Raw genomic sequence first — 3,010 nt, forward strand, 5'->3', positions numbered from 1 at the left:
CCGTCGGCCATGGTGATGATCATCGCGGTATAGGTGTGGCCGCGATCCCACGAAATGGAGGCGACATGCACGGGATTAACGATCAGATCGTCGCTCACCTTGATCATGTCGCCTCCGCCGTTGCCCGGAGACCCAGCTCTCAGGCGGTGGTATTCTTGTCAGGCGACGCCGGCGCGCAGCGAGGCGAGCGGCGAACGCGGGTGGCCGTTGTCCAGGATGAACGCCGGCTTGGCGCTGATCATGCTGGGGATGAGGCTGATCGCCACGTTGGCGATGCGATCGACCAGGCTGGATGCGAAAGACAGGACAGACAGGCAGGTTAGCGCCACAAGCGCGAAGATGCTCTTGATCATCGTGATCTCCATTTCTTCGGAAAGACAGGCGCCATTGCGTTGCACACCGCCCGAAGCGCACTGGCCCCGGTACGTCGGCAACCGCAGTTCCCAATCAAGGGGAACACTCGAATATCGGTCACGCCTGAAGCCGCATCCGTTGCGGCCGATATCTCGATGTACCCGAAACGTTCTCATTGCGTCAAGCGGCTGAAAGCAGGCGTGTGCGATCGACCTTGGCGCTCTGGCCAAAGCCATCGAAGAGCACGAATGCCCAGCGACCCTTCACCATCTGCACGACGCCCGTCAGGCCGTCAAAGCCAGCATCAGGATACCTCACTGCCTCACCAGCCTCGACCATCCGGACCGCCGCAACCGGTCGACCCTTCTGCTCGATCACGCGCAACCGGTCTAATTCACGATCGGTGACGGCCGGGTAAATCGATCCATGGCGGAAGATGGAGAAGGTCGGACAGCCGCGCATGACCATGCGCTTCTCGTCAGGATCCCAGCACTGATAGGAGGGCGATGGCGAGCGGGACATGCGGAGAAGTTCGGGCAGCGCGCCATAGCGGGCGAAGGCGAATGTAGGCAGCAGTGCTACGCGGCGCTGGACCGGCTTGCGCGTCTTGCCGACCAGCTTCTTCTCCAGTCCGATCGGCGTCCATGCATCGATCCCCGCATCTGCCAGGGCTGCATGCACGGCTATCGTCCCTGCCGCCGAGGTGCGGACGATGCACCAATCGCTATCACTGACCTGACCCCGACGCCCGCCCATATCCACCACTCCGTTCGCCATTCGTTCTACCCCTGATCGCTCGCTCGATCCAGCAATCTCAGCGCTGGAAGCCAGCAATTGCGCGCTCCGCGTCTTCGCGACTGAGTCCGAGCGCGACATAGTCCTCGTCAGTGATCGACTTGGGCCCGCGCAGCCTGGCCGGGTCGATCGTGCGGACCTTCTCGGCAGCCATCCGCCCGATCCCATATTCCTGCATGATCGACGCAGCATCCTTCGGACTACACGGCACGAACGGCTCGGCGGCAACCCGCGGCGCGGCGGCAGTGACGGCTGCATCCGCCATCTTGCGCAGCCGGGCGACCTTCTGCCGGCGCTCGTCCATCATGGGATCGGCGATGGCCCTGATGGCGCCCACGCTGGGCAGGAAGCCGCGCTCAGACCGCTTCACCGCCTCATCGATCGCCGGCCCGACGATGTCCTGCGGAATGTCGGCCAGCAGGCGGATGGTCTCGTGCAGCCAGGCCGTCGCCTTGTCCGGATTGGTGTCGTGCGACATGGCCAGATACATCGTCGACAGGCGGTCATTCAGCCATTGCGGGTTGGCCGGTTGCAGGATCGTGGCAGCCTGGGCGGCAAGGCCAGCAAGGCGGGCCCGGTCCATCTCAGCGAGCCGCGACACGGCGTCAGCGGCCGTCCACTCACGCAGGCTGAACTGGTTGTCCGACAGCACCGACGCGATCGCGCGCGGTACGGATAGCTTGGGCGACACTTGGCCGCCCTGCTGGATCGATAGTTCCTGTCCCATGGTTATTCTCCCTGCGGGCAACGGTTTGGCGGATGTGGGCGGAAAAGCGCTGGAGCGAGTGGCTGGGCTCGCTGGAGCTGGCGGTCACGGCCTTGATGGTCTCGATGATCTCGTCGGGGGTGGACCCACCGGTCAGCCATTCGCGGATCAGGTCGATGTGAGCAGCGATGCGCTTGGGCTCGATGTGGCGGACACCGGCGGCGCGAGCGGCGCGGTCAGCCAGGTCGGCATGATCGATCGGATCGTTGTCGATGACGAGGGCGACGCGCGCTCGCGCTCCATCATCATCAACATCATCTATATATTCTCCCTGTCCCTGTCCCTCTCCCTGTCTCTTGGATGTGTTTTCCCGAGGGACATCGCATCCCTGTCCCTCGGGACAGTCAGGGGACTTGGACGGCGCTGTCAGCGGGACAGGTTCGCAACCACCGGCAATGAAATCGTCGAGCGACGGATAGCTGACGTTGGCTCCATGGCGCTGATTATGCTTCTTGATGCGGGCGCACTCGGTGCGGTGACGCTGCTCCTGCTTGGCGCGCCAGGCCGCATTGGCCTGTTCGGCGACAACCGGGTGATACCAGCGGCCATCATCGCACTGGATGAAGCCGTGCATGGCGCCGGCGCGGCGCTTGCGGAACGTCTTTACGTCCCGGCCCAGCCCGCACAGGCGTGTCAGCACCATCTCATCGTCGGGAAGGCTGCCGGCCGGAATCTGGTGCCAGGATGCCGCCCACAGCATGACGGCGAACCACGCCGCCTCCGGATCGACGGTCGCCGCAAGATCGCTGTCGCGCAGGCGCGCGACATGCAGCGGCATGAAAGGGAAGTCCTGCAGATCGCAGTCGGGCAGGGTCAGGGGCGCGGTCATAGAGGCTCCAGCGTGACGATGATCTCGCCGCCGGGGACGACCTCATCATGGAATGTGGGGACGGTCCGGAACCGTTTGTCATCGATGCGCAGGGCCAGGGCGATGCCGTCACGGCCATGCTTGAAGCTGGAAACCAGATTGTCATCGTCGCGCGACCGGCGGTTCGGCGGGAAGAATTCGACCTTGAGGGCGATCTTCTCGCTGTCCGGCGCGCGCAGCTTCGCTGCCAAGGCTTCGGCCCAGCACGTCGTGCGATAGGCTTTCTT

General features: G+C 64.1%; 5 protein-coding genes. All 5 read right to left on the reverse strand.

Annotated features, from left to right (window positions below; all coding sequences use genetic code 11):
* Positions 1–158: 158 nt before the first annotated feature.
* On the reverse strand, positions 159–353 hold the full coding sequence (locus AC0KVN_RS27420; protein WP_483656798.1) for a hypothetical protein: 195 nt from the start codon (positions 351–353) through the stop codon (positions 159–161).
* Positions 354–534: 181 nt separating this feature from the next.
* A complete protein-coding gene (locus tag AC0KVN_RS27425) occupies positions 535–1,110 on the reverse strand; it encodes a hypothetical protein (RefSeq protein WP_483656800.1) in 576 nt (191 codons plus the stop codon).
* Between the two features lie 58 nt (positions 1,111–1,168).
* Complete coding sequence (locus AC0KVN_RS27430; protein WP_483656802.1) at positions 1,169–1,801, reverse strand: hypothetical protein; 633 nt, start codon at positions 1,799–1,801, stop codon at positions 1,169–1,171.
* Positions 1,770–2,744 (reverse strand): DUF1376 domain-containing protein, encoded by a 975-nt coding sequence (locus tag AC0KVN_RS27435; RefSeq protein WP_483656804.1) that lies wholly within the window; start codon positions 2,742–2,744, stop codon positions 1,770–1,772. Before AC0KVN_RS27435 ends, AC0KVN_RS27430 begins: the two co-directional genes overlap by 32 nt.
* A partial coding sequence (locus AC0KVN_RS27440) for a hypothetical protein (protein WP_483656806.1) occupies positions 2,741–3,010 on the reverse strand: 270 nt, incomplete at its 5' end. The genes AC0KVN_RS27435 and AC0KVN_RS27440, both read right to left, overlap by 4 nt.

Source organism: Sphingobium sp. SG1 (genome assembly GCF_057063145.1).

Excerpts from the sequence above, each read along its gene's own strand:
- AC0KVN_RS27420 (WP_483656798.1), bottom strand. The coding sequence starts at position 353 with ATGATCAAGAGCATCTTCGCGCTTGTGGCGCTAACCTGCCTGTCTGTC.
- AC0KVN_RS27425 (WP_483656800.1), bottom strand. The coding sequence starts at position 1,110 with ATGGGCGGGCGTCGGGGTCAGGTCAGTGATAGCGATTGGTGCATCGTC.
- AC0KVN_RS27435 (WP_483656804.1), bottom strand. The coding sequence starts at position 2,744 with ATGACCGCGCCCCTGACCCTGCCCGACTGCGATCTGCAGGACTTCCCT.